Annotated in this window: 26 protein-coding genes; 16 read left to right on the forward strand and 10 right to left on the reverse strand. The window is 68.6% G+C overall.

Features of this window, described 5'->3' with window-relative positions; translation table 11 throughout:
- The first annotated feature begins 1,583 nt into the window (after positions 1-1,583).
- The 10 genes from B9O00_RS30090 (at position 1,584) to B9O00_RS30140 (ending at position 10,109) form a co-directional block, all read left to right on the forward strand.
- Positions 1,584-2,015, forward strand: a complete 432-nt coding sequence (locus tag B9O00_RS30090) for a hypothetical protein (RefSeq protein WP_085126807.1) — start codon at positions 1,584-1,586, stop codon at positions 2,013-2,015.
- Positions 2,016-2,468: 453 nt separating this feature from the next.
- Complete coding sequence (locus tag B9O00_RS30100) at positions 2,469-3,974, forward strand: replicative DNA helicase (protein WP_085126811.1); 1,506 nt, start codon at positions 2,469-2,471, stop codon at positions 3,972-3,974.
- A gap of 14 nt (positions 3,975-3,988) precedes the next feature.
- Positions 3,989-4,327, forward strand: a complete 339-nt coding sequence (locus tag B9O00_RS30105; RefSeq protein WP_143596407.1) for a hypothetical protein — start codon at positions 3,989-3,991, stop codon at positions 4,325-4,327.
- Positions 4,328-4,428: 101 nt separating this feature from the next.
- The gene (locus tag B9O00_RS30110) at positions 4,429-4,683 is read left to right on the forward strand and encodes a hypothetical protein (RefSeq protein ID WP_085126815.1); all 255 of its coding nucleotides are present in this window, start codon (positions 4,429-4,431) and stop codon (positions 4,681-4,683) included.
- A gap of 9 nt (positions 4,684-4,692) precedes the next feature.
- The gene (locus tag B9O00_RS30115; protein ID WP_085126817.1) at positions 4,693-5,466 is read left to right on the forward strand and encodes a hypothetical protein; all 774 of its coding nucleotides are present in this window, start codon (positions 4,693-4,695) and stop codon (positions 5,464-5,466) included.
- 170 nt (positions 5,467-5,636) lie between these two features.
- Positions 5,637-7,244 carry a UvrD-helicase domain-containing protein gene (locus B9O00_RS30120; RefSeq protein ID WP_085126819.1) on the forward strand — a complete coding sequence of 536 codons (1,608 nt, stop codon included), beginning with the start codon at positions 5,637-5,639 and terminating at the stop codon, positions 7,242-7,244.
- Positions 7,245-7,256: 12 nt separating this feature from the next.
- Positions 7,257-7,802, forward strand: a complete 546-nt coding sequence (locus B9O00_RS30125; RefSeq protein ID WP_085126821.1) for a helix-turn-helix domain-containing protein — start codon at positions 7,257-7,259, stop codon at positions 7,800-7,802.
- 162 nt (positions 7,803-7,964) lie between these two features.
- Positions 7,965-8,663 carry a hypothetical protein gene (locus B9O00_RS30130; protein ID WP_085126823.1) on the forward strand — a complete coding sequence of 233 codons (699 nt, stop codon included), beginning with the start codon at positions 7,965-7,967 and terminating at the stop codon, positions 8,661-8,663.
- Between the two features lie 158 nt (positions 8,664-8,821).
- Entirely contained in the window at positions 8,822-9,130 is a 309-nt protein-coding gene (locus B9O00_RS30135) for a hypothetical protein (protein ID WP_085126825.1), read from the forward strand.
- Positions 9,093-10,109, forward strand: coding sequence for a nucleotidyl transferase AbiEii/AbiGii toxin family protein (locus tag B9O00_RS30140; RefSeq protein WP_085126827.1), 1,017 nt, complete (start codon positions 9,093-9,095; stop codon positions 10,107-10,109). Before B9O00_RS30135 ends, B9O00_RS30140 begins: the two co-directional genes overlap by 38 nt.
- A gap of 129 nt (positions 10,110-10,238) precedes the next feature.
- Here B9O00_RS30140 and B9O00_RS30145 read toward each other — a convergent pair whose 3' ends face one another.
- The gene (locus tag B9O00_RS30145) at positions 10,239-11,099 is read right to left on the reverse strand and encodes an endonuclease/exonuclease/phosphatase family protein (RefSeq protein ID WP_159460376.1); all 861 of its coding nucleotides are present in this window, start codon (positions 11,097-11,099) and stop codon (positions 10,239-10,241) included.
- Between the two features lie 257 nt (positions 11,100-11,356).
- On the opposite strand from B9O00_RS30145, the gene B9O00_RS30150 reads away from it, so the two are divergent.
- Positions 11,357-12,583, forward strand: coding sequence for an MFS transporter (locus B9O00_RS30150; protein ID WP_085126831.1), 1,227 nt, complete (start codon positions 11,357-11,359; stop codon positions 12,581-12,583).
- A 186-nt stretch (positions 12,584-12,769) separates the two neighbouring features.
- The gene (locus B9O00_RS30155) at positions 12,770-13,135 is read left to right on the forward strand and encodes a hypothetical protein (protein ID WP_085126833.1); all 366 of its coding nucleotides are present in this window, start codon (positions 12,770-12,772) and stop codon (positions 13,133-13,135) included.
- Positions 13,136-13,152: 17 nt separating this feature from the next.
- Here the strand turns inward: B9O00_RS30155 and B9O00_RS30160 are convergent, their stop codons facing one another.
- The 8 genes from B9O00_RS30160 to B9O00_RS30185 all read right to left on the reverse strand — a co-directional run bounded on the left by B9O00_RS30160 (position 13,153) and on the right by B9O00_RS30185 (position 22,068).
- The gene (locus B9O00_RS30160; RefSeq protein WP_085126835.1) at positions 13,153-13,488 is read right to left on the reverse strand and encodes an H-NS histone family protein; all 336 of its coding nucleotides are present in this window, start codon (positions 13,486-13,488) and stop codon (positions 13,153-13,155) included.
- A gap of 119 nt (positions 13,489-13,607) precedes the next feature.
- The gene (locus tag B9O00_RS32835; RefSeq protein ID WP_200808715.1) at positions 13,608-15,629 is read right to left on the reverse strand and encodes an AAA family ATPase; all 2,022 of its coding nucleotides are present in this window, start codon (positions 15,627-15,629) and stop codon (positions 13,608-13,610) included.
- Positions 15,630-15,717: 88 nt separating this feature from the next.
- A protein-coding gene (locus B9O00_RS30165; RefSeq protein WP_437123437.1) for an IS5 family transposase occupies positions 15,718-16,517 on the reverse strand; the annotation gives its coding sequence in 2 pieces (ribosomal slippage) (positions 15,718-16,188 and positions 16,191-16,517; 798 coding nt in all).
- A gap of 63 nt (positions 16,518-16,580) precedes the next feature.
- Positions 16,581-17,102 carry a hypothetical protein gene (locus B9O00_RS32840; RefSeq protein WP_143596409.1) on the reverse strand — a complete coding sequence of 174 codons (522 nt, stop codon included), beginning with the start codon at positions 17,100-17,102 and terminating at the stop codon, positions 16,581-16,583.
- A gap of 59 nt (positions 17,103-17,161) precedes the next feature.
- Positions 17,162-18,805, reverse strand: coding sequence for a DNA recombination protein RmuC (locus B9O00_RS30170; RefSeq protein WP_085126837.1), 1,644 nt, complete (start codon positions 18,803-18,805; stop codon positions 17,162-17,164).
- A gap of 95 nt (positions 18,806-18,900) precedes the next feature.
- A complete protein-coding gene (locus B9O00_RS30175; protein ID WP_085126839.1) occupies positions 18,901-19,812 on the reverse strand; it encodes an HNH endonuclease in 912 nt (303 codons plus the stop codon).
- A 10-nt stretch (positions 19,813-19,822) separates the two neighbouring features.
- On the reverse strand, positions 19,823-20,575 hold the full coding sequence (locus B9O00_RS30180; protein ID WP_085126841.1) for a hypothetical protein: 753 nt from the start codon (positions 20,573-20,575) through the stop codon (positions 19,823-19,825).
- Positions 20,572-22,068: a pentapeptide repeat-containing protein gene (locus B9O00_RS30185; RefSeq protein ID WP_143596410.1), complete on the reverse strand. Its 1,497-nt coding sequence runs from the start codon at positions 22,066-22,068 to the stop codon at positions 20,572-20,574. The genes B9O00_RS30180 and B9O00_RS30185 overlap by 4 nt, the downstream gene beginning before the upstream one ends.
- Before the next feature lie 96 nt (positions 22,069-22,164).
- Between B9O00_RS30185 and B9O00_RS30190 the strand changes: the two genes are divergently transcribed.
- Together B9O00_RS30190 and B9O00_RS30195 are read left to right on the forward strand one after the other, a co-directional pair.
- Positions 22,165-22,707, forward strand: coding sequence for a hypothetical protein (locus B9O00_RS30190; protein ID WP_085126845.1), 543 nt, complete (start codon positions 22,165-22,167; stop codon positions 22,705-22,707).
- A 126-nt stretch (positions 22,708-22,833) separates the two neighbouring features.
- On the forward strand, positions 22,834-23,040 hold the full coding sequence (locus B9O00_RS30195; protein ID WP_085126847.1) for a hypothetical protein: 207 nt from the start codon (positions 22,834-22,836) through the stop codon (positions 23,038-23,040).
- Between the two features lie 74 nt (positions 23,041-23,114).
- Here the strand turns inward: B9O00_RS30195 and B9O00_RS30200 are convergent, their stop codons facing one another.
- Positions 23,115-24,242, reverse strand: a complete 1,128-nt coding sequence (locus tag B9O00_RS30200; RefSeq protein ID WP_159460377.1) for a tyrosine-type recombinase/integrase — start codon at positions 24,240-24,242, stop codon at positions 23,115-23,117.
- Positions 24,243-24,566: 324 nt separating this feature from the next.
- On the opposite strand from B9O00_RS30200, the gene B9O00_RS30205 reads away from it, so the two are divergent.
- Together B9O00_RS30205 and B9O00_RS30210 are read left to right on the forward strand one after the other, a co-directional pair.
- A complete protein-coding gene (locus B9O00_RS30205) occupies positions 24,567-24,779 on the forward strand; it encodes a hypothetical protein (RefSeq protein WP_085126851.1) in 213 nt (70 codons plus the stop codon).
- Positions 24,780-24,792: 13 nt separating this feature from the next.
- Positions 24,793-25,073: transposase (locus B9O00_RS30210; protein ID WP_143596411.1), on the forward strand; the 281-nt coding region annotated here is incomplete at its 3' end.

A 25,073-nucleotide genomic window follows, 5' to 3' on the forward strand; every position in this document is an offset into this window, starting at 1 on the left:
TGCGGTTTCTACCTTGACACATTGGGGGTGTTTCGCGGATCGTCGGCCTGTCTTGGTGGAACAAGGCTGATACCCCCCGCGCCGGGTTCCCCCACCCGGTCGCACCCGGGCGAGGGCGGTGGAAGAGCAGCGACAGAGCCGCGATCCCTCCGCCCTCGCCGCGCGAGCCGGTCCGCCACCAGGCCTCTGCCATCCCTGTCGAACAAGCGGTCCCGCCGGGCAATAATGCGTGGTTTATCACGTATCAATACGGCGATTTTGCCGTTTTTGTTTGACCCGCGCCGCCGGGATCACGCAGAGTCCGCTGAGATTCGCCGAGCTGGTCCATGCCGCCGACCCGCATCGCGGGCCGCCAGGCTCCAGATCGAGCCGCAAGGGCAGCGACGAGAGTCGCGCCGGCGCGGAAGGGTGAAGGGGCACGGCGCCCGCACGCGCACGGCCCTGGGCGCACCGGCCAACCGGCCGGCATCGCTGACCTGCTAACGCAGAAGAGGGGGAAACGACCGAGCCAGCACTAGGACGAAACCAAGGCCAAGGCCCAGAAAAATTGAGGCCGGCAAGGCTCGCACCCCTGCCGGACCCCAGGAGAACCATCAAAACAATCCATCTCCTGGGTACGACAGAATGGCAACGGGATCAAGCGAAAAACGCGGATTCCGAAGACGGGTGAGCTTTGCCTGCCGCGGGCCAAGAGGCTGGTCCAAGCGATCGCCGGCATGCGGCCGCGCGATACGCGGGACCCTCGCCTCGGCCGCAGCCGAGCAGGTGAACGCATGTCACAGAATGACGACGGGCCGGTGCCTCCGGCCCGAACGGGGTCGGCTGCTGTCGACCGAAAGGCGCAGCGCGCGGCTGACCTCGCGCGCATCAGCGCGGCGGCACGCCGGCGGTTGGCGACGCGCGTCGACCAGCGACGGGTGGCCTCCCTGTTGAGCGACATGGAGGGAGCTCCCACCGCTGCGGGCGACCAAACCGCGCGCCGGCCGACGCGGCCGTACCGCCGGCCCGATCGGTCGGCCCAGGCGGACCTCGTGCTCCGCTATCTGCCGGCCGAGCTCCTTGCCCATCTAAGGCGCTCCGAGGCAGCCGTTCTCGCGGTGCTGGTGCGCCTGGCACGCGAGGCCGGAGGTCGGATCGTCGATCCGTCCGTCCAGGAGATTGCCCGGCGGGCCGGGCTCTCAGAACGGGCGGTGCAGCTCGCCGTCTCGCGGCTCGTTCAAGGCCCCGCTCCGCTCCAGCCGCAGCTCGCCGTCACGCGGAGGCGGCTGCCGGAAGGCAGCGTCGAAGGGCGCAGGCTCAACGACACGAACCTCTACGAGGTGCTCGACGGCCGGCTCCTGGGCCAGAACGCCTCCAGCAGCCGGCCGACGCCTGTGCAACGCAGTTTGCCGGAAGCCGGCCGTCCAGTGGGAAGCCGTCGGCCGGATTCCACCCGAGGGGGTGAATCTTCGTGCGGACGGGTGAATCGGAAAGAGTCTTCTTCAGCTTCTACAACAGTGCCTACCCCAACCCCCCAACAGTGTAGACGCTCGCCAAAGACGAGCGGCGGAGGGGGTGGCGCACCAGCGGCCCCGCGCCTCGCCATGGCGGAACGGCCGGAGGAGAGCGACCTCGACCCGCCGGAGCTGGCGCCGGACGACCCGCTTGCGATCGTCGCCATGGCCGCGCTCGGGCGCCTGGCCCCGGCGATGGCGCGCAAGGCCCGGGCCGGGGCGCCGGATGGCCGGGCAGCGCGAGCCCTCGGCTATCTGCTTCGCCTGGCCGAGAGCGAGATCCGCTTCGAGGAGTTCGATCGGCGGTTCTGGCGAAGGGCGGCCGAGCGCCACGGCGCGCGGGCCTGGCTGGCCCTGGGGGAGGTGCTCCTGAAGCAGCGGACCGGCTTCGACTGGAGCGTCGGCCCTCTCGCCTACCTGGGCGGCGTTCTGAAGCATGGCCTCGAGCGGGGCACCTCGGCGGCGGGCTGCCGGCCGGAGGTCTCGATCGAGCGGATCCTGGCCGGGAGTGCGGCTCGATGAGCGCCGCCGGTCGCCGGCCGCCGCCCCCCGCTTCCGCGAGGGCAGGGCTCTGGGCCGAGGCCCTGGAAGCCAAGCTGCGAGGCAACGGGCGTCTCCCTATCCCCCGCCTGGGCGGGGGCAGGCCGGTCTGGGCCCGGCCCCGCTGCCTGGTCGATCCGGCGGCTGTGCGGGCTGCCCGCCGGGACGGCGCCACCATCGGGGCCTTGGCCCGGCGGTTCGTGGTCTCCTGCGGCTACCTCAAGCAGATCGCCTCGGAGATCGAAGCCGACGATGACGAGGCGGCCGGACCGAGCCGGTCCGCGTCTTCCCGCGCTGGCGGCGACGGCATGCCTCGCCCCCTGGTCAGCGAGGCGGCGCTGGCCCGGCTCGGAGCCTGCCCCCGGTCCGGAACGGGGGGCGGGCGTCGCTACGACCGGCCGTCCGGCGGCGATCTCACACGGGGAGGATCCTGAGATGTCGATCGCGATTCCTCTGCTTGCCGAGAGCGAGCACGAGCTGCGCCTGCCGCCGGCGAACACCGAAGCCGAGCAGGCCCTGCTGGCCGCGATCCTGGCCAACAACCTGGCCTACGAGAAGGTCAGCGACTTCCTGCTGGCAGAGCACTTCGCCGACCCGGCGCACGGGCGCATCTACGAGGCCTGCGGCCTGCTGATCGAGCGCGGCCAGCTGGCCACCGCCGTCACCCTGAAGAACAAGTTCGACCAGGACGGCGACCTGGCCGAGGTCGGCGGCTCCCAGTACCTCGCCGAGCTGGCCGCCAACTACGTCAACATCGTCGACGTGCGCCACTACGGCCGCATCGTCTACGACCTCTACCTGCGCCGGCAGCTGATCGACCTCGGCGAGGACGTGGTCAACGAGGCCTACCGTCACGACCTGGAGCTGGGCGCGCCGCAGCAGATCGAGCTGGCCGAGGAGCGGCTCTACCGCCTGGCCGAGACCGGCCAGACCGAGGGCGGCCTCAAGGAGTTCCGCACGGCGCTACGCGAGGCCATCGAGCTGACCGAGGCGGCCTACAAGCGCGACGGCAAGATCGCCGGCGTGCCGACCGGCTTCCGCGACCTCGACGCCCTGCTCGGCGGCCTGCACAAGTCGGACCTGCTGATCCTCGCCGGGCGCCCCTCGATGGGCAAGACGGCGCTGGCCACCAACATCGCCTTCAAGGTCGCCGCCTCGAGCCGGCTGGAGCACGCCGGCGACGGCAGCGAGGTCGAGGAGCCGGAGACGGTCGCCTTCTTCTCCCTGGAAATGTCGGCCGAGCAGCTCGCCAGCCGCATCCTCTCCGAGCAGAGCGAGGTGCGCTCCGACGCCCTGCGCCGCGGCGACATCTCGCGCGAGGACTTCGAGAAGGTCGTCGACGTCAGCCGGCGCCTCTCGACGATCCGGCTCTACATCGACGACACCCCGGCGATCTCGGTCTCGGCGATGCGGACCCGGGCGCGACGCCTGAAGCGCCAGCAGGGCCTGTCGATGATCGTCGTCGACTATCTGCAGCTGATGAGCCCGCCCGGCGGCAGCCGCGCGGAGAACCGGGTCAACGAGGTCTCGGAGATCACCCGCGGCCTCAAGGCCATCGCCAAGGAGCTCAACGTGCCGGTGCTGGCGCTCTCCCAGCTCAGCCGCGCGGTCGAGCAGCGCGAGGACAAGCGCCCGCAGCTCGCCGACCTGCGCGAGTCCGGCTCGATCGAGCAGGACGCCGACGTCGTCATGTTCGTGTTCCGCGAGCAATACTACCTGGAGCGCGCCGAGCCGCAGCGCCGCGAGAACGAGGGCGACGACAAGTACCGGGAGCGCTACAGCAACTGGCAGCGCCGCTGCGAAGAGGTCTACGGCCTGGGCGAGGTGATCGTCGCCAAGCAGCGCCACGGCCCGATCGGCAGCCGCAAGCTGACCTTCGACGGCAACACGACCCGCTTCGGCGACTACATCCCGGACGATCACCTGCCGGCGCAGCGATGATGGAGAGACGGGTCGTGGCCGGGCCTCCCCGCAGCGCCGCCGAGCGGCAACGCGCCATGGCCGCGCGCCGCCGCTCGGCGGGCCTGGTTCCCGTCAAGCTGTGGGTGCCGGCGATCTGGGCCGCCGTGCTGCGCAGGACAGCCGGAGAGATCCGGCGCGCGGACGAGACCGCACGCCCGAAGGTCGATCGCGACCTGGTCGCGCAGCTGCAGGAGCGGCTCGATGCCGAGGCGCGCGAGCTGCTGCAGGCGACCGCCGGCTTCCTGGAGACCGCGCCCGCCGCCGAACGACGCAGGTTCCGCCGTCGTCTGCTCCTGTCCCTGGACGCGCTCCGCAGCAGCCGGGCAAGGTGAGGCCCGCAGTGTCTGCCTCGGCGTTTGGGGTAATGCGGCGGAGCAGGCCGGCGAAAGTGTGGCGCTTGAATATGCTCTGCTGAGAGAGGAGCAAATGTTCAATGGGCAGGCTGGTGGGCGAAGATCCCCTCACGATCGGGTTGCCGTGCAAAGGCTGGTACGATCTCAGCAGAGCGAGGCTAGGGCCCTCGGTCGCCAGGGTGATGCAGGAAATCACGGACACCAGCGGCCAGAGCCTGGAGGGCGTGGAGTGGGAGGTGGTCGACGGCAACCACCACGATGGGCGGTTTGAGGCGCTGATCCGCATCCGGTCGAAGGAGCCGATCGATTGCGTGCATCTGGCATTGTTATTGTAGTGATCGGGAATGGTTGGTCCGACGCAGCGCCCAGAAGAGAGGTTCGCCGGCGACGCGCTCGTCGAGTACTTCGGCGGTCGCGAGCGGTGCAGCGTTGCGGCAGGCCGCGATCCCCCGGATCTCGAGCTGACTCTCTGCGGTGAGGTCGTTGGCATCGAGGTCAGCCAGCTCGTCCAGCCGACGATTGCGCCGGACGGCAGCCTCGGCAGCCGCATCGGCCAGGACGACGCCGGCCTGCGCCTGCTCGATAGGCTGGACGAGGCGCTGGGGCCGTCGGTGCCGGAGTCCATCGAGCTCGGCGTGACATTCGAGCTGCCGATCGCAAAGCCGAAGCGTTTCGAGTCGGAGCTGGCCGCCTGGCTGATGGAGCTGCTCGCCGCAGGGCCGCCAGCGGGCGAAGCGAAGCGCGCGGTCCTGGGCACGGCCGTGAGGGTGTGCGCTCACACCCGCCGGCCGGGCTGCAGGCGAAAAAAGCGGATCTGGGGAGTCCTCGGCTCCGGGAACACGAGCGCCGACATCGCGCTGAACGCGCAGCTGGTGCTCGAGCAGCGGATCTCCGCCAAGCAAAGAGCCTGCGCCGCGGTGCCTGACTCGCTCTGGCTCGCTCTCCTCAACGACTACTGGCTGGCCGATGCGGAAACCTACGCGCTCGCGGCACGGCAGATCGACGTCGAACACCGGTTCGCCAGGATCCTGCTGATCGATGGCCAGGGCCGGGTGAGCGAGCTCGAGACCTGCTCGACGCCCGCGAGCCAGGCTCCGAGTAAGCCGGCCCCACCCTAGGCCGACGGCTCTACCACCGATACGGCAAGAATCTTGACCCTCCTGCACGCAGCGTGAGAGCCTGATCGCGGAACAAGGCCTGCCCTGACGTCGTCGGTCCCGCTCCGCCTGCCCTCGGGCAGGCCGTGGGAGCGAGCGGCGTCGGGCTTCGACATCGGATCGCTGTCAGCGTGCTTGCTTCGGACGAGCAGCGCGCCATCGTCGATGCCTGGCGGCGCGGCGATGGCGACATCAAGACGGTTGCGGCCGCCGGCGCCGGCAAGAGCAGCACGCTCGTGCTGCAGGCCGAGGCGGTCCAGCAGCCACTGCTCGTGCTGGTGTTCAACCGGCAGAACCGGCTCGACGCCCGCGGTCGCTTTCCGCCCTGGGTGGTCACCCGCACCGCGAACGGGGCCGCCTTCGCCGGGCTCGGGCTGAGGAGGGAAGACGTCGTCGATCGGCACTCGCCGCCTGAGCTGGCGGCCGCGCTCGGCTGGTCGGCCCGCGTCGGTCTCTCGGCCGGTCTGCGCGCCGCCGACGCCCTCGAGGCCGTCGCGCGCTTCTGTCGTTCGGCGGACGATCGGCTGGACGAGCGCCATGCCGTGGCGCTGCTCGGAGGAGCGCAGGCCCTGGCGGATGCCCAGGAGCTCTGGAGCCGGCTGTCGGAGCGCCGTCTGCCGCTCGGACACGATCACTACCTCAAGCTCTGGCAGATGGCGGGCGCGCCGCTGACGCGGCGCTTCGGCGCGCTCGGCTTCGACGAGGCGCAGGACGCCAACGAGGTGATGATCGAGGCCGCCCGGCTGATCGGCCTCAGGACCTGCTGGATCGGGGACCCCTGGCAGCAGATTTACCGCTGGCGCGGCGCCGTCGACGCGCTGGAGCGGGTCGACGGCGAGACCTTCCATCTCACGCGGTCCTGGCGCTTCGGCCAGGCGGTGGCGGATTTCGCCAACGGCCTGCTTCGCCACGCGCCGCGGCCTCCCGAGAAGCCGCTGCGCGGGCGCGAGGACCGAAACAGCACGATCGGTCCGGTCACGGGACGGCATGCCGTGGTCTGTCGGACCATCTCCGGCCTCCTCGAGGAGGCCCTCGCGACCGATCCCCTGCCGATCTCCGTCGTCGGCGGCGTCGAGGAGCTGCAACGGCTCGCCGCCGGGGCGCTGGACCTCAAGGCCGGCCGGCCCGGGCGCCTCCCGACGGCGCTCGCGGGCTTTGCCGACTGGGCGGAGCTCGAGGACTTCGCCGGGGCGACCGACAGCGCGGAGCTCAAGCTGCTGGTACGCCTGGTCGAGCGCCACGGTCGCGCATTGCGACCGCTCCTCGCGGGCGTGGCGGCCCGCTGCCGGCCGGCGGACCAGGCGGAGATCGAGCTCACCACGGCGCATCGGGCCAAGGGACGAGAATGGGACCAGGTGCGCCTAGCGGAAGACTTCCCGGCTGCGACGGACCTGATGACGCCCGCGGCGGATCCCGAGGCCGAGGCCGAGCGCGGCGAGGAGATCAATCTGATCTACGTCTCCGCCAGCCGCGTCCGCTTCCTGCTGCAGCCCAACAGCACGGCGCTGGCCCTCGCTGCCGGTCGGCCGCTGGAAGGCTCGTCGCCGGCCGCGGCGCCCGCTCGGGCGGGAGCGGCCGCACCGAAAGGCGTCCGCTCCGATCGCGAGGCCGTCAGGGCGCGCCGGCGCGATGCCCTCGAGACGCTGGCGAAGGACGGCCCGGGGCTGGCGCCGGCCGTGCAGGAGCGCACGCCGCGTCGGACGCGGGCCACACGCTGGCTCGGTGGGAGTCAGTCCTGAGAGGAGGCAAGCATGGAAACCGCAGCAGCGTTTCGTGAGGTCGGTGCCGCCGGCGAAGAGCCGCGCCAGGGCGCCGGCGGCCCCGGAAGGAAAGGGCCGGGCAAGCTGCCGCGCTCGGCGGAACGGCGGTCCTTCGACGGAAGGGTCGGCCGTCACCTCCGCGCACGGCGGCTGGCGATCGGCGTCAGCCAGATGCAGATCGCCGCTTCCGCCGGCATCTCCTATCAGCAGATCCAGAAGTACGAGACCGGCGTGAACGGGCTGACGCTCCACCGCGCGCTCCAGCTCGCGCCGCTCTACCGGACGACCGTCGAACAGCTCGCCGCCCTGGCCGAGCCCGACGGCGAGCAGGAAAGCCGGACGCAGGACGAGCTCGCGCTCCTCGGCCTCCGCGAGGACGGCAGCGCGGAGAATCCGAGGCTGCGGCGCGCTATCCTGCATGCCCTGAAGGCGCTGGGCGAAAAGGAGCTCAAGCTGATCCGCGACCTTGCGGGCCTGCTCGTCCCAGGCGGCGGCGGGAGCGCCGCCGCGGCCGATTGCGGCCGAGCGCCCGAGTAGCGGCGGCCGCTCGAGGGCCGGGCCGACCGGGCCCGCCGGCCGGTTGCAGCTCCAGGTTGCGGATCACCCGAATTGCGCGCAACTGCTTGATCCGAATCCGCCTGTTACGGTTAACCGCCCGCGGGGCAGGGAGGCCTTGGCCGGGAGGATCGTGGCGGGCGCATGGCGGACGGGGTGGACGTTCTCGCCACGGCGCGTTTCGTCACGCGCCGACTGGAAACTGCCGGTGCCGCCGGCATCACGATCCGCCGACGGCGCAGTTTCGCCGGCCTCTGGGGCCGCGATCTGCCGGGCAAGGTCTGGACGCCGTTCTTCGACCCGGGACGGAACGACCTGCTGCCGGACCATCTCGTGGTGATCGAAGGGTGCGATTCCGATGGGGCGACCGTCTTCCTCGTCGCGGCCAGGCGGGACGAGCTGGGGACCTCCCCCCTGCCGGTGCTCTGGCAGAGCTGGTTCGATCGCTTCTTCCCGGGCGGCGAGCGCCTCGATCGCCTGTCCCTGCCGCCCGGCGCCGACCGCGTGCGCGGCACGGTCGCCTACTTCGGCGAAGGCTGGCTGCACCCGGCTCTGAGGTCGCGCAAGGGCCTCGGGGCGCAGCTGGTCGAGCTCGGCATGGTCGTCATTCGCGCCTCCTGGAGCGATCTGGGATGGCTGACCGGCTTCGTGCCGCGCCGGCTCTACCTCAAGGGCTATGCCGCGCATACCGGCCTCGCCCATACCGAGCTGTTCGACGACGCGGACAGGGCTGCGCCGGGGTTCCTCGAGCCCGGCGAGATGTTCGTCTACATCTCCGCCGGCGAGATCGACGCCCTGGTCGCCGCGGACCTGCGTCGCCATCTCTGGGGTGCGGTCCGATGAGGTCGATGCGACCTCATCGGTGAATCGCCCCCCATCCCGGTGACCGGAGGCTGATTCACCGGCCGCATCGTCCCGACGCGGCCGGATCAGGCTCTGGTGAGAGGCGCGCCCGGCGTGGCGGCGCCGTGCTATGCTGTGCTCCGAGGAGCCAGAAGACCATGTACAGCGATCCCCCCTTCGAGAGGCTCACGACGGCCGAGGCGGTCGTCGTCAACAAGGTCAACTGCGCCTTGCCGCGGCGGCTCCCGTTGGGTGAGATCGCAGCCGTGCTCGACGGCAGCGTTGACCATCTGGTGGCGCTCGAGATCCTCATGACCGAAGTGCCGCTCGTCGACCTGGCGAGCTTCGCCGAGCGGCATGCCGACGGAGAGGCCACCTTGAAGAGGGCCTATACAAGGCTGCTCGAGCTCGATCGAGGCACGGTGCGCAATGGCGAACTCGAAGCCTGGCTGGCTGCAGCTGCTTGAGACCGCCGAGGAAATCCTCGAGCGGGCGCAGCAGGACAGCGGCCAGGGGATAGACTGGACGCTCGGCGGCGGCACGGCCATCGCCCTGCAGCTCGGCCATCGGCTCAGCCACGACGTCGATCTCTTTCTCGATAGGCCCGAGTTCCTCGCGGCACTGTCGCCTCGCATCAACGACGCCGCTGCCGCGTCCACGGACCGGTATCGCGAGGACGCGCGCAGCCTCAGGCTCGAGTACCCTGCAGGCGAGATCGACTTCATCGCTGCGCCGCGGCGGCTCGAGACGTTGCCTCCGGCGGCCCGATCGATCGACGGGCGCGAGGTGCTGGTCGACCATCCGGCCGAGGTGGTCGCGAAGAAGATCGCCTGGCGGGCGCAGAACTTCATGGCGCGGGACGTGTTCGATCTCGCCGTCGTGCTCGAGCACTGCCCGGAGGCACGGGCCCTCTTGCTCCGCGAAGCCGCAGCGCAGCTGCCACGGCTGGAGGCACGGCTCGCCGTCCTTCGCGAGCGGCCCGGGGTGGTCGGCGAGGCGGTCAGCCCCCTGCCCGGCTTCGAGTCCTACGTGGAGCGCGCGCCGACGATCGTCACAGAGTTCCTTGGGGAGGCGCGCCGGTCGATCGATCCGGTGCAGCGGCCGGCGCCGGCCGGGCAGTCGGGCCGCTTCGATCCGGCCAGGCCCGAGAGCTGGTGGGCGACTGGGCCGCTCGAGGAGGACGATGCACAGTCAGCCGAGCGCGAGCGCATCCTCCTCGCCGCCCGGAGGTTGGCTCCTCAGGCGTTGAAGGATCTGCATGCGGCGCTGCTGCCGCAGGCCGACGCCGACTACCGAGCCTTCAAGGAGGGCCGGATCAGTGCCGCCGAGGCAGCGCCGGCGGTGCTCGCAGAGAACGCGCTGCGTGAAGTGGCAGGGGAACGGGGGATCGCCCTCTCTTCGGGCCGTGCCGCGGCCGCTCGGAGCGCACCGTCGCGCAAACGCTGACGTCGGCCCGGCGCGGGCCTTCGCGAACTTCCCTCCGGCTCGGGTGGCTCGAAGCGCCCGAGAGGGGATTTTTCTCCACTTTAGCTAGCCGGATTGAGATTTTTGTCGAGTTAAGCCCTTCCCGCCTCGTCAGGGAGCGCCCGCGGCGAACTCGACCCAGACCGGCCAGTGGTCGGAGATGCCGTCGTCCGTGAACCAGTCGGCGATGCCCCAGCGTTCGAACCGCGGGAAGAGAGCGCTGTCCGCGACGATGCGGTCGTAGGCGCAGGCCTTGTTCGGGTTGAGGTTCGTGTCGGCAGCGTCGGGCACGATCCAGTGAAAGGGCGGCCGCCGGATCTCGAGCGCGTCGAGCTTGGCCGGCGTCGCGTAGGTGCAGCCGGCATTGAAGTCGCCGAGGATCAGGTGGCTCGCCACCCCGGGATAGCGCGCCAGCACGGCACGGTAGACGACGGCGAGCGCGCCGATCTCCGCGACGGCGCGCGTCGGCGCCGTATGGATCGTCGTGACGGCCAGGCGGAGGTCCGTTCCCTTGAGGGCGAGGACCGCGGTGAAGGGTTCGCGCTGAAAGAGATCGTCGGCGCTGTCGTCGAAGTGCGCCCCGGCGTCGACGACCTCGACGCGGTCGTCGTCGAGGTAGAAGGCGTACTGCTCCTGGGAGGCCTTGTCGTCGGCCTGGCGGCCAGTCCGCTCGCTCAGCAGCATCCGGTAGTGGCCGCCGCCGGCGTTGATCGCCGAGAGCAGCGCCGCCGGTGCCTTGCCGCTGACGTCGGAGACCTCCTGGACGGCCACGACGTCGAACTTCCTGATGACCTGGGCCAGATAGGCGAGCACCTGGGGTCGGTCCCGTTTCGCAGGCCCGAGGTTCTCGATGTTGAAGCTCGCGATGCGCAGGCTGTCGGCCGCCCGGGCCGGCGCTTGTGCCGCCGCCAGCGCCAGTGCCAGGGTGAGGACAGCGGGCAGCAGCCCGCGAAGCCCGGATCGAGCTATCATCCTTCGGGTCCCCCAATTTTGCCCTTGCCGCGACGCCATCCGGCGCGGCCCTGTCCCGGGCCCGGCAGGCAAGAGCGAGGCTAGCACGAATCATCCGAAGCGGGTAGCTTCCGCGCCGATATGAAACCCTGCCGTGTCCCCCTCGCCCGGATCCCCCTCGCCTGGGAGCGCCCCTGGGAGCGCCTCGTGCCGTCGACCGGCCCGCTCCGCTGCCATTCGCCGGGTGCGCCGACCAAGCCGGCGGCGCAGGGCGCGGCATGAAGCCCTGGCATTCCCCGCTCGCGTTCGCCTTCGCGGTGCAGGCCGCCACGAGCGTGGCGGATGCCTCGGTGCCGGTGCTGGGCCCCTTCATCGCCGCCGGCACCGGAGCGAGCCCTGCCCTCGTGGGCCTCTTCTTCTCGGCCGTCTCGCTCGGCGCCGTCGTCTTCTTCCTGCTGGGCAGCGGCCTGGTGCATCGCTTCGGCGCGCCGCGCGTCCTGCGCGCCGGCGCCGTCGTCACGGCGGCCGGCCTGCTCGCGGCGCTGAGCGGCAGCGCCTGGCTGATCCTCGCCGCCGGGCTCGTCGTCGGCCTGGGCTTCGGCGTCAACGGGCCGGCGGGCGCGGTCCTGCTCCACGACGCCGTGCCGGAGCGTCGCCGGCGCTTGGCCTTCTCGCTGAAGCAGGTCGGCATGCCGGTCGGCGCCACGCTCGCCGGTCTCTGCCTGCCCGCGATCGCGGCGCGCTGGGGATGGCAGGCGGCGCTGCTGGCGACCTCGGGCCTGTGCCTGGCGGTCGCGCTGCTGCTGCGCGTGCGGCCTGCCGCGGGATCGGAATCCGGGCCCGACCCGGCCGGCGCGGGCCCGGGCGGCACGCCGCCATGGCTCGACCTGCGCGCGCTCGGCGGCCTGGCAGCGCAACGGCGGATCGGCCGTCTGCTCGCCGCCGGCGCCCTTCTCGCCGTCGCCCAGGGCAGCGTCTATGCCTTTCTGGTCGTCTACCTGGTCGAGGGCCTCGGCCTGTCGCCGCTCGTCGCAGGCGGCCTCTATTCGCTGTTCCACCTGGCGGGGATCCCGGGCCGCATCGCCACCGGGTGGCTCGCCGACCGCCCGGGCCTGCGGAGCTGGATGCTGTCGCTGATCGGCCTGGCGTCCGCCGGCGGCCTGGTCGGACTCGCGATCCTGCCGGCGGGCGCGGCGCTGCCCCTGGTCGCGGCGGCGGTCATCGCCCTGGGCCTGGTCGTCGGCAGCTGGAACGGGATCCTGACCGTCGAGGCGACCGAGGCGGCGCCGCCGGGCCGGGTGGCGGAGGCCGCCGGCGTCGCCGCGACGGGGGCGTTCGCCGGCTTCCTGGCCGGGCCGCTGGTCTTCGCCGAGGTCCTGCAGCTGGGCGGCGGCTACCAGGCGGCGTTGCTGGCGGTCGCCGCGAGCGCGGCGCTCGCGCCGGCGATCCTGCCGAGGGACCGCTCGCCGAGCCAGACGGGTGCTGCGGCCCGGGTCGGGGAATAGGCGCGCGCCTCGACTGTGGCCTGGCAAGTTGGCGGCCAGCTCGCCAGGACGTCGTCGGCCGGGCGGTAGTCGCGTCGCAGGGGCGCCGCCGGGTCCTGGACGGTCGCGGCGGAGGATGCGACCCTGTGCCGGCTGTGGCCCTGCCCGGGATCGCAGCGGTAGGGGAAATCGGCTGGGGGGCTGAAGATGGACCGCAATCGACGGGTGGGCTTCCGCGCCGCGGCAGCCGCGGCTGCCATGGCATCAGCTCTGGTGCTGCTGGCAGCCTGCAGTCTCACGCTGCCCGTGAAGGGCCAGCTCGAGAGCGGCAAGGAGACCTTCACGGGGACGGCCACGGGCTACATGGACCGGAGCGGAGATCTCACGGTCACCACGAGCTCGGGCACTCTCTGCAGCGGGACCTTCGTCTACACGACGCCCCGCAAGGGCGAAGGCGTCTTCAACTGCGATGACGGTCGCAGCGGACCCTTCACCTTCGTCTCCACGGGGCATCGGGGGACCGGAACCGGTCACCTCGGCGACGACAAGTTCACCTTCACCTTCGGATCCTAAGGGCTATCGCGCGCCGTTCACTCGGGAATGCGCAGCTGCTCGAGGCTGCCCGCTTCCTCGGCTTCGACGATCCAGCGCGGCCGCCGGCCGACCCCGCTCCAGGTCGTCTCGGGGTTCTCCGGGTGGCGGAACTTCGGCTTGAGCTGCCGGCTGCCCCCGCTCCTGCCGCGCTTCTTCGGCGCCTCGGCGAGCAGCTCCTCGAGCGTGAAGCCGTGTTTCCCGGCCGCCTTGCGGGCCTCCTCGAGGGCCGACTTGCGCTCCTCCTTAGCCTTCTTCGCGATCGCGCCCTCGGCGCGGGCGATCAGGTCCCGGAGCTCGGTTACGCTCATCTTCTCGAGGTTCGGTGCGGCCATGGAAGGGTCCTTTCAGAGATTCTAAGACCTTGAGGAGGCGGCGTCAGGTTATACAAGAGAGGTTCAGATCCCAAAGCGCAACTTCCTCGCTCGCGACTTCTCTTTGCTTGCGCTGCTGCTCACGTAGCCTTCTCCTGCCGCGCGCGTATATCGGCGAGCCATTGATCCAATCCCTCGATCTCTCTCTGGATGTCATCTGGGGTCGGAAGTTTGGGATTTATCTCACTCGGCTGACTGTGCAACAAGCCAGAACAGCGGCCAAAAGCATCTCTCAGCTTGTGACAGTCGGACTCCGTGAGGACCGTAAGTTTTATCAATCCTGTAGTATCCACCTTTCGTTGGAGCCGACGGACTACCGGTCCAACTACCTCTTCGGCCGCCCTTTCCCAAGCTGACCGCAGCTGCTCCTGAAACGACTTGACCTCTCTGTGCCACTTTTCTTGATCTCCACGATCGGAGTGGATCCGGACATTCGTGAGGTGTTTCCTCATCCCGTCAATCACTTTGTCGAGTGGCATGACGGTGGACGGTGGATCAGAGTGGCAATAGCCGGCGTTGTCAGCTCCGCGGCTGATGAGCCGATAAGCGACAGGCGCCACGGGGCCGCCCTTTGCGCTGCGGTGGGCTTCGTCGAGGAGAAGAAGGAACGCTATGTCGTGAGTGAAGACGATCACCTGCCGTGCGCGACTGGCCTCAGCCAAGCGCGAAGCAACCTTGTCGCGGTGTAGGTGATCGAGCGATGAGACAGGATCGTCAAAGACTATTCCTGATTGCGCATCGACAGTCGATAGTTCGGCGAGGAAGGCGGCAAGCGCAACGCAACGGTGTTCCCCCTCGCTCAAGATCTTACCAATCGGCTCGGCGGGCTTGTTGATGAAACGCACTTGGAAGAAGGGAACGCCAGCAGAAGTTCTCGTCTGCTGCAGCTCGATTGCTAGGCCTGCAATACCCAATTTGTCTACCTCGATCGCAAACCGGCTGCGGAGCCGGTTTGTGACAAGTGCTTCGGCAACACGCGCGCTCTCAGTCGTAATTTTATTTGTGGTGGTGGCTTTGCTCGCCTTCCGAATTTCCGCGATCTTCCTCAACCGGTTGATCTGGGCGAGCACGTCATCAAGTATCAATCCCAGCCACCTGCGATCAGTCAATTCGTCCCGTTCGCCAATCAGTGCGGCGCGTGCCGGTGAGTCGGCTTCAGATTCCAGGACCGCCGCGCGATTTTCGATTTCGGCGAGGAGGATGCGTAAAGCGTCCGTGGATGGCAGAACAGCAGCCGCCAGGCCGGGTGCTGGCGCAAGCTGATGATTTCGAATAATGTTCCGCAACCGAAAGTTCAAGAGTAGGACTTCTCGCCGAATCGCAGCCGCCAACTCCTCGCGCCCGAGCCCGTCGCGTAGCATTGCAATGAAAGCTGGAAGATCTTTCAGTGGGAAAGCCTTCGAACGAACGCTTTCGAGCGCATCGTTGTAGGCTTCTGTAGCTTCCTGCTCTTGGCGTTCGCTTTCGTTCTTGACGAACTCCTCAAAGCTGCCGAGTCGCCTCGATGCCTCTTCGCTCAAAGGCTGCTGGCAAAGTACGCAGCGGGCTTCAGGGCCCGTGACTGGGAACGTGCGGGTAGGGTAGGCGACCTCAATCGAATAGGTTCGTGCGGCTTGCCATAGCGCCTTCCAAACGTCTGAGCCTATGTCGGGAAGTGGTTCCCCCGAGAATAGGTTGGCAGAAGCGGCCGCCGCAGCGGCCTTCGCGACAGTGAGGCGTTTGTGCGCCTCGCCTAACATGACCTGGGTCTCTTCAGTCGTAACGACCGACAATTGCTCGAGACGGACGATTGCGGCTTTAAGGTGCGCGACCTGGAGCTTCAGTTGTCTGGCTAGGCGGATGGGGTCGGCAGCAAGGTCCGAAGTGAGTGTCCGAAGTCGCTCCTCCTCGGATTTATTCAGCCCCGCGAGTTTTTCCACTTTCTCTGGCAACGTCTTCTCTGAGAGCAGCGCGATGAGCTTGCCAACGGCCGTGTTCGGCTTGCATTCGGGCTTGGCCAAGACTGCGGGGGTCTGTGCCTCGATCGCGTTGATTTCCGCAGTGAGGCGTGCTTTCACGTCCTGACAAGCCTGGGCTAAATTCGCGAGGATGCTGAGCGGCAAGGGCGTGTAGGCTAGTTCATTGGTGCTTTCGACATGAATGTTGGCTGTCCCGGAGTCGAATACGCTGACCGCGGACAGCGCGGCTTCACTAGGACACGGACTCATAAGAGCGCAGCCAGATTCTGATGGCGGCGAGCTTGACGAGGGCGAGGTAGTTGTCGGCGAGCTTCTCGAAGCGCGTGGCAATGGCGCGGTAGTGCTTGAGTCTGTTGAAGAAGCGCTCGACGTGGTTTCTGTAGCGATAGAGGAACGGGCTGAAGGCGGGCGGATCCTTGCGGCCCGGCATCGGCTTGATGCAGGCCCAGGCTCCGCGCTTGTCCATGGTCTGACGCAGCGCGTTGGAGTCGTAGGCCCGGTCGGCGAGCAGGATCTGATCCTCGCCCAGCCCGTCCAGCATGTCGGCGGCGCTCTTGCCGTCGTGGGCCTGGCCAGGGGTGAGCTTCAGGGCGACGGGCCGGCCTTCCGCATCGACCAGCGCGTGGATCTTGGTCGTCAGCCCGCCCCGCGAGCGCCCCATGCATCGGGCGTCAGGCTGGTCCCCGGCGGCGGCCTGCGGACCCCCTTTTTTGCGTTCGCCCCATGCTGGTGAACGCGGATCGAGGAACTGTCGATCATCTGCAGGTCGCCGTCATAGGCGGCGGTGATCGCCTCGAAGATCCGGTCCCAGACGCCCAGCTTCTGCCAGCGCACGAAGCGGTTGTAGCAGGTCGTCGACGGGCCGTAGCGCTCCGGGATGTCCGCCCAGGGGCTGCCCGTGCGCAAGCGCCAGTAGATCCCGTTCAAGACCTTGCGGTCGTCGGCCCGCGGCACTCCCCGCGGCTTGTTCGGCAGCAGCGGCTGGATGATCGACCACTCGAAGTCGGTCATCTCGTAGCGGCGTTGGCTCATGGCGGCTCCTCCTCGAGGAGCTTGAATCATCCGAGCCCCGAGCCGCGCTACCCCTTTATGAGTTTACGGCCTAGTGTCACCGCGTCTCCATTGTGCGCTTCGCTTCTGCCCACCAATAAAGAAGTCGACACTGGCGCTTGGTATCCCCGCCGCCGAATCATAAATGTTCGGTAGGACAGTATCGCCCTTTGGCGACCTTGCGCGGCAAACCTGTTTGAGCACGCGCACATAGCCAGACTTGCCTGCGCCATTGTCACCGTACACAACGGTCAGGCCATTCCTAGCAAACGACAGACGCTCGCCGGGCGCCAAGGCGTTGACGTGCGACAGGTTGTAAAGAGCGCCCAAAGTCACGTCGGCGTGGCCAGCACCTGGATCGCGGATATGGCTGGTATCTAATGGTACGCCTGCATTGGACCCTTTGCAGATTGCGACGAGTTCAGATAGGTCGGCGGAGTCGAGTGCAGTTTGTAGGGCGAGCCGGTGCAGAGCGTCACGTTGCCATGCCGGCTGATCGACGGACCATCTGAGAATGTGACCGAGGGCCGACGCCTCGTCGGAAATTTCCAGTTCGTCCTCATTCATGCCCTTCTCCAGAGCAGTGACACCAGCGGATGCGCTTTCGGTGGAGCTATCCGACAATTCTACGAAACGTCCTCCTGGTCATGCCTTTCACTAGCGTCTGGGTCAACGAGCAGTTGGCCGATGTCCGACCGCTGCGCCTCTCCCTCATCCTCCGTGCCCCCTTCGTCGTCCGCAGCGGCCTCTTCCTTGAGCGTCGCCGGCAGCGCCTTGCTCGCCTTGGCGCCGAGCTGCTTCAGCTGCTCGACTTGGCGCACCAGGTTGCCGTTGCCGGTCGAGAGCTTGCCCATGGCCTGGTCGTAGCACTGGCGCGCGCCGTCGAGCCGGGTGCCCAGGCTCTCCATGTCCTTCGCGAAGCCGACGAACTTGTCGTAGAGCCGGCCGGCGCGCGAGGCAATCTGCTCGGCGTTGCGGTTGCGCCGCTCGACCTGCCAGACATTGGCGACGGTCCGCAGCGCCACCATGAGGGTCGTGGGCGTGGCGATCGCGACGTTGCTGTCGGCGGCGAAGGCGGTCAGCGCCGGGTCCTGCTCGAGCGCGATCGCGAGCGCGCCCTCGATCGGCACGAACATGATGACGTAGTCGAGCTCGCTGCCGGCGGCGAGGTGATAGTCCTTGGAACCGAGCGTGCGGATGTGGCCGCGCATCGAGGTCACGTGCCGTAGCGCGGCGGCCGCGCGGCCGGTCTCCTCCTCGGCGTTGACGCACTCCTCGAAGGCGGTGAGAGAGACCTTCGAGTCGATTACGATCCTCTGGCCGCCCGGCAGGTTGACCAGCACGTCGGAGCGCACGCGCTGCCCTTCCTCGGTCGTGTGGCTGTCCTGGGTCGTGTACTCCTCGCCCTCGCGCAGGCCGGATCGCTCCAGGATGGTCGAAAGGATCATCTCGCCCCAGGCGCCCTGGGTCTGCGCCTTGCCCTTGAGCGCGCGCGTCAGGTTCTGGGTCTCGCTGCTCATGCGGGCGCTGTGGTCGGAAAGCTGCTTGATCTGCTCCGCGAGAGTCGCCCGCTCCTTGGCGCTTTCGGTGTGCGCGCTCTGCAGGCCCTGCTGGAACTCCTGAAGGCGGTCACGCAGCGGCTTCAGGAGGCCCTCGACCTGGTCCTTGTTCTGCTGCGCGAAGCTCGTGCCATGGGTCTTCATGACCTCGTCGGCGAGCAGCTTGAACTCCTTGGTCATGGTCTCCCGCGTGTCGGCGAGCAGCTTCAGCTTCTCGGCCGACTGCCGGCGCTCCTGGTCGAGGGTCTCCTGGAGGGCGGCGATCCTGGAGGCCTGCTCGCCGGCGGTGGCCCGCGCCGCCTCCAGGGCCGCCTTGAGCTCGCCCTGCGCCCGGCGCAGCTCCTCGGCCTGCTCGCCGCGCTCCTGCAACGCGCTGCGGGCGGTCGCCAAGTCGCGCTCGACGTCCGCTCTCTGCTCGCGGGTGCTCTCGAGGACCGTGGCGCGCTCCGTAAGCTGGCGCTCCAACTCCGGGACGCGGGCGGCGGTCACCTCGAGCCCGGCGAGCCGCCGTCCCTCTTCGGCGAGCTGGCGCTCCAGCTCCGCGCGTGCCGCCCGCTGCTCCGCCAGCTCGGCCTCGGCAGCCTGCAGGCGCTCGCGTTCGGCGCCGGCACCGGCGCCCAGCAGGCGGCGAGCCAGCAGCAGCACGACGAGGCCGGCGACGAGGGCGCCGGCGAGAGCCGCAGCGAGCGGGAAGACGAGGTCGGCGGGCATGGCAGGTTTCCGAAACGATCGACAATCGACGATGGGGCCGACTCTATCAGGCGCGGCCGGCGCGCGCAGTGTTCCTGCAAAGTTCCGGCCTGGCCTCAGCTGCCCACGAAGCGCTCGCGGTGGCGAGCGAGGTATCGGGGCTGCGGATGCAGGGCCGGGTCGGCCGGCAAGCGGATCTTCTCGCCCTGACGGCCGAAGAGGCTCTGGAGCTCGCCCGGGACTCGGTTGTGCGCCACCAGGAGGCGGTGGTCGTCCGTCAGCGAGATCAGATGCCGATCGAAGAGCCAGTGCACCGTGCCCGAGAGCGCGACACCGTTCTGCACGACGTCCGGCCCGCCTTCCGCCACAGGCAGGATGTGTGCCGCCTGGACCTCCGGCCGGCCACCCCCGTTGAAGATGCGCAGGCCGGTGACGGCGCAGGTGAAGTCGTAGGCGAGGCGCACCTGTTGGCGGAAGCGCGCGTCGCGGATCGGACGGTTGAGCAGGATCTGCTCGATCCGCCGCTCCTGCTCGGCGGGAGGGGCACCCAGGAGGGCGAGGGCCTCCGCATCTGCGGTCACGTCGAGGTCGAGCCGGCGAGCGTTCTCCGAGGACAGGACCTCTCCGAGTCCCTCTCGCGCGATCGCCGCGAAGTCCTCGTCTGAGAGGGATCGGACGGCCCTGCCCTGCAAGGCCTGGCCGGCCAGGCGGCGGCTTTCGAGTGCCCGCAGGCGCGCCTCGCGGTAGCGGCCAGTCGCATCGGCCATGGGCACCGGGCGATCGAAGGGCAGGTAGTCGCCCATGAGCGCGTAGGCATGGCCGGGTCGCTTCGGATCCTCGACGATGCCCCGCACGCGAGCTGCCGCGACGTAGCCCTGGCGGCCGCCCTCGCGCCGCGGCTCGCGGTAGAGGATCCATCGTCCGACGAGCTGCTCGACTGCGCTGCGATAGCGCGAGGGGAAGTGGTAGCGCCGAGCCCGGTCGTCGTCGTAGCCGGACCCCTCGCGCGTGTCGAAGACGCCCTTCATCGTCGATCAGTCATCGTTTGCCCGAGGTTCGGTACTTCTCGCGAAAGGCCTGCAAGTCCCTCCGGGAGTGCCAAGCCCCTACCTGGGCGGCCAGCGACCCGTCTCCCCCCTCGGCGTTGTGCTCAAGCAGCCGCTCGACGGAGCGGCGCCATTCGACGAGGCGGAGTTCGTAGGCGTCGTGGTCGAAGGGCTCTAGCGGGATCTCCTCGAACAGGGCATGCAGCTCCGAACCGTCGGGATGCACGAAGAGGGCGCGCCGGCAGGCGCTGAGTGGCAGGTCTCCGATATGGGCCGCCTCTACCCAGGCGATGAGCCTATGTGCGAGGTCGCCGCCATTGAACCAGCGATACCGGACCTCCTCTGCGGAAAGGAAGGCCGAAGCTCTGAGGCGGGTCCGGTCGATCTCGAGCCAGATTGCGCCGTGCCAGTCCCACTCGCTGCGGTAGGGAACGAAGGTCTGCCAGTTGCGACCAGGGCAGATCTCATCGTAGACGGCCGGATCGAAGCGGTGGAAGTCGAACAGGCTGACCCCGCCGATGAAGCGGACAAAGGGCCAGTTCTTGCGCCCATTGAGGGTGCCGAAGCGCTCGGGGTCCGGCAGCTCAGGCTCGACCTGGATGGCGCCCTTCTCGAGGATCCCGAGGAAGCGCTCGGGATGGGTTGTGTGCCACAGCCCGCCGTGCAGCTCGGCCCAGAGCGGCCCGATGCGCTCAAGCGTTTCCGGATCGGGGCCATCCCGGCCGGCGAAGGGCCTTCCGCTCATCGGATCCTCAGCCAATTGCGCAGTCCGAGGCCGGCGAGGAAGAGGCAGAGCGCCGAGAAGGCGGCCTGCAGCAGCTCGAGGAGCTGGAGGGCGAAGGGGATCGGCAGCAGGCAGCTGCCGGTCTCGCTGCGCTCCGGGCAGCGGCCGGCGGCGATCGCCAGGCGGTGCTCGATGCGCTCGAGGCGCAGGGGATCGAAGATCGGCGAGCCGACCACGACGGCGCTGGCGAGGGCGAGCTTCGTCGTCTCGGTGAGCAGTGATGACGTCGGCCACGAAGGCCAAGCAAAGGCGCCAAGATGGAGGGCGAAGCTTACGAAAAGCGCGATCGCCCAGGCGCCGAGCGGCCGCGCCACGCTGCGCCCGACGTCCGACAGGGCCTGATAGGCGGCGATCGCCAGCTTCGTCGGCCAGGGTGCATGCACCCGCCGGCAATCGAGTTCGAGCGCCAGGAAGTCCCGGGCGTGCTCGTATCGTCCGGTCTGTTCCATGGCGTAGCGCAGGGCCGCATAGCGCTCTTCCGCTTCGGCGGCTTGATCGCTGCCGTGCGGTGGGGTCGGCCACGAGACATGGCGCCAGCTGATCGCATGTGGGAAAGCCCGGTCACGGAAATTTGGTGTCGTGCGAAACGTTGTCTTTTCGAAGTTGGTCGCGGCCTCGAACTTCTGTTGTCCAAAGTCAATGCGACCGCGGAAGCAGGCTTCAGAAAATGTCGTCGGCCCTTCGAACAGGCACCCACGAAACCCTGCAAGCTTCCCGAACGAAGCCTCCGGGAATTCCGCGCGTCCTTCGAAACAGCAGTCACCAAAACGAGCATCGCCGGCAAAGCGCGTCCTGTTGAAACGCGCCCTCTTGACGAAGTATGCACCCACGAAGTCCGTGTCCCGTCCAAAGTTCGCACCTTCGAACCGACACCACCGAAAGCGAGCTTTCTGGAAGTCGGCCACTTTCTCGAACCGACAGGCGCGAAAGTCCACACTGTTGAAGTAAGTGCCAGTGAAGACGCCCTCTTGCCCAAAACAAGAATCCGCAAAAACGACCGTGTCGGCAAAGAAGCCATTGGAGAAGGATGCAAAATCCGCGAAATAGCTATGTGAGATCTCGGCGCGTCCAGGAAAGACGAAGCCATCAGCGACAACAGGACCATCGAAGTGGCAGCCCGACATGATAACCGGAGTCGGATCACCTGGCGAACCGGGTTCGGGCAGTGATACGCCGCGGCGACCGGCCTCTCGCTGGAGTTCTAGGCGCTCGACGTCCTCCAAGGGGGCAAGGTGCTCACGGCTGAAACCTCGTGCGAGCAACTTCTCAGCGAGTACGGCATCGACCGCCGGCGCCATCCAGCGGTTCCAGGCCACCCGGTTTCGGTCGAGAAGATGCGGCTCGCGCGTGTCAAACGGCCCCCAGATCGTCGCAAGGACATACCAGGGGTTCTCGGCGGCCGGCTTCAGCGCCTGCCCCCCTGCTCTCTCCGACTGCTCGGTGTCGTCCGCCAAGGCGACCTCCCCCACTACCGGCAGTTTAGGAAGCCCCTCCCCGGCTGCCAATGGGTCGTAGTAGAGTGACGACGAACGTTGGGGGAGACTTCCATAGTGCCGATCGGCCGCCTAGTCACGCTCGCCGGCGTGCTGTTGATCGCGATGATGATCCTGCCGCAGCGAAGCGAAGCTGCAGGCTCGGTAGGTCTGTGGGGTGGGACCAGCTTCGGTATGACGGAGGCCCAGGTCCGGAAAGCGGTGCCGAAGGCGCTGCGGCCTGAGGACCCTGGCACGCTCGCCGGAGGCACGAGCGAATTGCTGCGCCTTTCGGGCATCACGATCTCCGGGCACAGCTACACCGCGCACTTCTACTTTACGAAGGGCAAGCTCAAGCAGGTGACGCTGAGCGCGGACCAGAGGCGTCCGTTCCAGCTGATGAAGGGCGTCTTCGACGACCTCGTCGTGTTGCTGCGCGCCAAGTACGGGAAGGAACTTACTCAGAAGGTCGAAACCGGGCAGCTGTCTTCCAGCGCTTCCGCCGACTTCCTCTCCGGACGCACGAACGTCAGCATGGTACTGCTCGGGGTTGAGGGGACGCCGGCGATCCTGAACATCAACTACCAGGCTCGCATCGCTGGTGAGGCGGACAAGCTCTGAGGAAGAGCAGGCGCCTCGACTTCGCAGCTCGGCGATTCCGGCGTTGCGACGCGCGGAGACCTTCTCCAGACGGGAGTTCGGCCGCGCAAGAGCGCGGCATGGTCACGCTGTAGAAGGAGGCGTCTCATGACGAAGATTTGGTTCCTCTTGGAGGAGGACGGCCAACCTCGCCGACCGCCTTTTGAGACGGTTCAGGACGCCAAGGAGGCAGGAGAGGAGCTCGTTACGCGGGGACTGCCGTTGCTGATCACACGCTTGAGCGGGATGGTTGCCTCTGTCGGCTGGCGCTATGACTACGAGGTGTCGGACTGGGTGGAGACTCCGTTGCCGTGAGCTGCATCGGCTCGAGCGGCGGGTGCGCTCGTGCAATGGGCTCTCCCAGCGAGCGATCCTGATCGCGAGCGACCCTATTCCAGCAGTCTCGCCGCCCGGCTGCCGGCGACGGCGGCCTGGTCGTAGTAGCCGATCGCGGTCTTGACCGAGCGGTGCTTCGACTGGGCCATGGCGGCGGCGAGCGGCACGTTGTCGTGGCAGGCCTGGGTCAGGTAGCCGCTCCTGAGGCCGTGGGCGGAGATCTCCGCGGGGTCGAGGCCGGCGGCCTGGGCCCGGGCCTTGAGGATGCGGTTGACGGTCTCCGGGGTGAGCGCGCGCTCGCCGAGGCGGCCCTGGCGGTCGATCGAGCGGAAGATCGGCCCGCCCTCGATGCCGGCGAGCCGCAGCCAGGCCTCGAGGGAGTCGGCCGGCCGGCCGACGACCAGGACGCCGGCGTCCTCGGCGGCGATCGTCGTCTTGGTGCGGCCGAGGTGCACGCGCAGGGCCGTCAGTTGCTGCCCCCTGCCCTGCCCGTCCCGGACCTCCTGGTCGGGCAGCGTCTCGAGGTCCTCGACCGCGAGGCGCGCCACCTCGCTGCGCCGGCGGCCGCCCGAGGCCCAGGCGAGCTCCAGCAGCGCACGATCGCGGGCGCCGCGCAGGCTGTAGGGGCTGCAGGTGGCGGTCAGCCGCTCGAGCAGCTCGCGGTCGACGGCGCGTGCAGACTTCTTGCGCTTCGGGCGGGGATCGGCACGCCGGCCGGCCCGCAGTGTCCGGCGCAGGGCCTCCTCGGCGAAGGCCTCGACCGGCAGGCCGCGGAGACCGGTCAGGTACTTCCAGGCCGCGAGCCGGCGCTCGACCGTGGCCGGCCGGTGCGGCAGGGCGCGCAGTGCGCCGCGGGCGCGCAGCTCGCCCTCGACCTCGGCCGGCATGCCGTGCCCGGGTTCCCGGGCGCGCTCCACGGGATCGAAGAGGTGGTGCAGCACGAACTTGACCAGGAGGCCGGCCGGCGGCGGCCAGGGCAGCGCCTCGCCGGTCGCGGCGCGCGCCCAGGCCTCCAGGTAGACCAGGTCCTTGCCGTAGGCCTTCTTGGTGTTGTGCGGCACGGAGCTGCGCACCAGGTGGCGCAGCGTCTCCAGCTCGGCCGGGCTGAGCAGCGCCAGCACGGCCTCCTCGCGGACCTCTGGCACCAGCTCGACGAGCTCGGCGGGCAGATCGCTCTCCATGTGTCGGATTCCCTTGATCAGTAGAACCGACCTCTCAACGATATCAGCTCCTTGAATTTCATTATACAGATAGAATGAACCGGCTTGACGCAACATCTAGTGGTCTGAGACCCTCTTATCAGTGGAGTACCTTTCGGCTCAGGTGGCCGCGCGAACACGGCTCCACCTCCAACATCGCGAACGGCTTGAAGACCCGGGTGCGGTCAGCGGGGGTGGTGCTTCCGCATTCATGCAACATCCGGCCAATTGGCACCTGGAACTCGTTCAGCCGATGGTTTCCATGCGAAGCTCCACGCTGCAAGCGAGGAGATCAAGAGAGCCGCCATGCACACCGAGAGCCTCGAGCGCTGGACGCACGACCACACCTTCGGCCAGGACCGTCGCAGGCCCGGCGAGCGCCCGACGCTGATCGTCGCGCTGGTCACCGTGCTGACCATGGTCGTCGAGATCGCCGCCGGCTGGAGCTTCGGCTCGATGGCGCTGCTAGGAGCTTGTCCGAGTAAGCGCCTTTGTCTCGACGCTCGGCAGTGGTCGTGATTCACTCCGGTTCATGGGCAAGACCTATCGGGCTTGGGAGGTGGACCAGCGGTGGCTGTTGCCGCCGTCGGTGCACGACTTCGTTGCCGCGGACCATCCGGCGCACCTGGTGCGGGAGATCGTGCGCGGCGAGCTGGACCTGTCGGCGGTGCTGGGGCCGTACGAGCGGGAGCTGCGGGGCTATCCGCCCTATCATCCGGCGATGATGGTAGCGCTGCTGCTCTACGCCTACAGCCGCGGCGTCTACTCCTCGCGGCAGATCGCGCGGGCCTGCGAGGAGCGCCTGGACTTCCT

The sequence above is a fragment of the Tistlia consotensis USBA 355 genome (assembly GCF_900177295.1).
Taxonomy (GTDB): domain Bacteria; phylum Pseudomonadota; class Alphaproteobacteria; order Kiloniellales; family DSM-21159; genus Tistlia; species Tistlia consotensis.

Excerpts from the sequence above, each read along its gene's own strand:
- B9O00_RS30090 (WP_085126807.1), top strand. The coding sequence starts at position 1,584 with ATGGCGGAACGGCCGGAGGAGAGCGACCTCGACCCGCCGGAGCTGGCG.
- B9O00_RS30100 (WP_085126811.1), top strand. The coding sequence starts at position 2,469 with ATGTCGATCGCGATTCCTCTGCTTGCCGAGAGCGAGCACGAGCTGCGC.
- B9O00_RS30110 (WP_085126815.1), top strand. The coding sequence starts at position 4,429 with ATGGGCAGGCTGGTGGGCGAAGATCCCCTCACGATCGGGTTGCCGTGC.
- B9O00_RS30115 (WP_085126817.1), top strand. The coding sequence starts at position 4,693 with ATGGTTGGTCCGACGCAGCGCCCAGAAGAGAGGTTCGCCGGCGACGCG.
- B9O00_RS30125 (WP_085126821.1), top strand. The coding sequence starts at position 7,257 with ATGGAAACCGCAGCAGCGTTTCGTGAGGTCGGTGCCGCCGGCGAAGAG.
- B9O00_RS30130 (WP_085126823.1), top strand. The coding sequence starts at position 7,965 with ATGGCGGACGGGGTGGACGTTCTCGCCACGGCGCGTTTCGTCACGCGC.
- B9O00_RS30135 (WP_085126825.1), top strand. The coding sequence starts at position 8,822 with ATGTACAGCGATCCCCCCTTCGAGAGGCTCACGACGGCCGAGGCGGTC.
- B9O00_RS30140 (WP_085126827.1), top strand. The coding sequence starts at position 9,093 with ATGGCGAACTCGAAGCCTGGCTGGCTGCAGCTGCTTGAGACCGCCGAG.
- B9O00_RS30145 (WP_159460376.1), bottom strand. The coding sequence starts at position 11,099 with ATGATAGCTCGATCCGGGCTTCGCGGGCTGCTGCCCGCTGTCCTCACC.
- B9O00_RS30150 (WP_085126831.1), top strand. The coding sequence starts at position 11,357 with ATGAAGCCCTGGCATTCCCCGCTCGCGTTCGCCTTCGCGGTGCAGGCC.
- B9O00_RS30155 (WP_085126833.1), top strand. The coding sequence starts at position 12,770 with ATGGACCGCAATCGACGGGTGGGCTTCCGCGCCGCGGCAGCCGCGGCT.
- B9O00_RS30160 (WP_085126835.1), bottom strand. The coding sequence starts at position 13,488 with ATGGCCGCACCGAACCTCGAGAAGATGAGCGTAACCGAGCTCCGGGAC.
- B9O00_RS32840 (WP_143596409.1), bottom strand. The coding sequence starts at position 17,102 with ATGAATGAGGACGAACTGGAAATTTCCGACGAGGCGTCGGCCCTCGGT.
- B9O00_RS30170 (WP_085126837.1), bottom strand. The coding sequence starts at position 18,805 with ATGCCCGCCGACCTCGTCTTCCCGCTCGCTGCGGCTCTCGCCGGCGCC.
- B9O00_RS30175 (WP_085126839.1), bottom strand. The coding sequence starts at position 19,812 with ATGAAGGGCGTCTTCGACACGCGCGAGGGGTCCGGCTACGACGACGAC.
- B9O00_RS30180 (WP_085126841.1), bottom strand. The coding sequence starts at position 20,575 with ATGAGCGGAAGGCCCTTCGCCGGCCGGGATGGCCCCGATCCGGAAACG.
- B9O00_RS30195 (WP_085126847.1), top strand. The coding sequence starts at position 22,834 with ATGACGAAGATTTGGTTCCTCTTGGAGGAGGACGGCCAACCTCGCCGA.
- B9O00_RS30200 (WP_159460377.1), bottom strand. The coding sequence starts at position 24,242 with ATGGAGAGCGATCTGCCCGCCGAGCTCGTCGAGCTGGTGCCAGAGGTC.
- B9O00_RS30205 (WP_085126851.1), top strand. The coding sequence starts at position 24,567 with ATGCACACCGAGAGCCTCGAGCGCTGGACGCACGACCACACCTTCGGC.